This window comes from Nostoc sp. CALU 546, assembly GCF_048836525.1.
This window is the reverse complement of the sequence record NZ_JAWJTF010000302.1, coordinates 1-2,463: the sequence shown is the minus strand read 5'-3', so window position 1 is coordinate 2,463 and position 2,463 is coordinate 1. Positions and strand designations below refer to the sequence as shown.

2 protein-coding genes are annotated in these 2,463 nt (G+C 42.8%); both read right to left on the bottom strand.

All coding sequences use genetic code 11. The annotated features are described in order from the left end of the window. Positions 1–190: hypothetical protein (locus RRG12_RS43010; protein WP_420763278.1), on the bottom strand; the 190-nt coding region annotated here is incomplete at its 3' end. 156 nt (positions 191–346) lie between these two features. Continuing rightward, the gene (gyrB, locus tag RRG12_RS43005) at positions 347–2,284 is read right to left on the bottom strand and encodes a DNA topoisomerase (ATP-hydrolyzing) subunit B (protein WP_420760055.1); all 1,938 of its coding nucleotides are present in this window, start codon (positions 2,282–2,284) and stop codon (positions 347–349) included. Positions 2,285–2,463 lie beyond the last annotated feature (179 nt).

Here is a 2,463-nt window from a genome sequence, read left to right as displayed (position 1 = left end):
CAATAATATTGAACAATGCTTTTTCTACTATGCCTTTGCTCATTTTCATAGCTTTGTGTAGAATCCTGTTAAATAGGGGATCATTAACAATAGTTAATGAATTTATTGATATAGTCACTCCTCTAACGACATAGTTTGTAGTATTAAAAATTATTAATCTAAAAGATTTATATATTTCATGGTTTGTCATCAGCCAAAAGAGGTAGTCTTTATAGTATTTTGGATATAAAATTTTTAGTAAAGATTTGTTCTGGGAATGTCAATCAAGACTTCAAAGCTAAAGATCCCCGATTTCTCAAAGAAATCGGGGATCTTGTTTTTTAGGAATGATTTAGGACTGCTGATATTAGATATCTAGATCGGTGAAGTTGAGTTTAGAACCATAGGTTTCGATAAATTCTCGTCTGGGTGCGACCCGATCGCCCATTAAAATTGTGAAGATGCGATCAGCTTCAGCGGCATCCTCAATTTCGACTTGCTTCATTTTACGAGTTTCTGGGTTCATGGTGGTATCCCAGAGTTGTTGTGGCATCATTTCACCCAAACCTTTGAAGCGTTGGATGGTGTAGTTGGCGTTAGCCGGGAATTTGGCGATCGCTTGATTTTTTTCGCGATCGCTATAGCAATACTCATGATTACGTCCCCGTTCTACCTTAAACAGTGGGGGACAAGCAATATAAATAAAGCCTTGTTCGATAAGCGCCCGTTGATATCGATAGAAGAATGTTAACAACAAAGTCCGAATGTGCGCTCCATCTACGTCAGCATCCGTCATAATGACTATGCGGTGATAACGTAGTTGAGTGGAATCGAATTCATCACCTTTAACACCTAAACCAAGTGCTGTAATTAACGATTGAACTTCGTTATTTTTATAGATTTTAGCGTCGTCGGTTTTTTCAATGTTGAGAATTTTACCACGTAGAGGCAAGATTGCTTGAGTGCGGCGATCGCGTCCTTGTTTTGCACTCCCACCTGCTGAGTCCCCTTCCACGATGAATATCTCAGATTCGCTGGGGTCGCGAGAACTACAATCGGCTAATTTACCAGGTAATGGCGAAGATTCTAGTACCGATTTGCGGCGAACTAATTCCCGTGCATGACGCGCTGCTTCTGCGGCTTTGAAAGCTTGGATAGCTTTATCTAAAATTGAGTCGGCTATAGCAGGATGAAACTCTAGATACTCAGTGAGGACTTCTCCCACTAAAGAATCGACAATTCCCCGTACTTCGGTATTACCAAGTTTAGTTTTGGTTTGTCCTTCAAATTCTGGGTCGGGGACTTTAACGGAAATTACGGCTGTCAGACCTTCGCGGACGTGTTCGCCACTGAGGTTTGGTTCATTATCTTTAATTTTATTCCGCTTGCGAGCGATCGCATTTAATGTCCGAGTCAGAACCGCCTTCAAGCCTTCTAAGTGCGTACCACCATCAACGGTGCGAATATTGTTAGCAAAACCTAGCACATTATCTGTGTAAGCATCAGTACACCATTGTAGTGAAACTTCCACTTGTACATTGTTCCGTTCCCCCTGCACATAGATAATTTCTTCATGTAGAGGCTGCTTCTCACGGTTCATGTAAGCGATATATTCTTTAATACCACCCTTGTAATTGTAGGATTCTACTTTCGGTGTATCGCTTTTTAGTAATTCTAAACGGTGGTCAGTAAAGGTAATTTTGACACCTGCATTCAGATACGCCAATTCCCGTAAGCGACCTGATAAAGTGATGTAATCAAACTCAATGCTAGTAGTAAAGATTTGGATATCTGGTTTAAAGGTAACAGAAGTTCCAGTTCTAGCTTCTTTGTAAGCTTTGGTTTGCAGTTCACTAACTGGGATACCGCGTTCATAGCGCTGAAGATGAACTTTTTTATCTCGCCAAACGGTAACTTCTACAACTTCAGATAAGGCATTAACAACAGAAATACCAACCCCGTGTAATCCTCCAGAAACTTTATAGCCACCGCCGCCAAACTTACCACCTGCGTGCAGTACCGTCATCACGGTTTCCAAAGCCGATTTCCCAGTGCGCGAGTGAGTATCGACGGGAATACCGCGACCATCATCTGTTACAGTCACAGAACCATCAGCGTTGATATCCACCTCTATATGAGTGCAATGACCCGCCAAAGCCTCATCGATTGAATTGTCCACCACCTCGTAAACTAAATGGTGGAGTCCTCGCGGCCCAGTGGTACCGATGTACATTCCTGGTCTTTTGCGGACGGCTTCCAGACCTTCCAGAACTTGAATCTGATCGGCACTGTAACTGCTCGTCATGTAAACTCTCCTGATGCGTGGGGTTGAACTCGCCAAAAGGCGAATAAAAGTAAAAACACTCCAAAATTGTAACACAAAAGCCTTGCTGGCGTCTGTAGGGCATTTTCAAGAGAAGTTTATACTGGGGTTGCACTACCGTGGAAGAGGGGTAAGGGAGCAGAGGGGCACGGGAGCAGGGG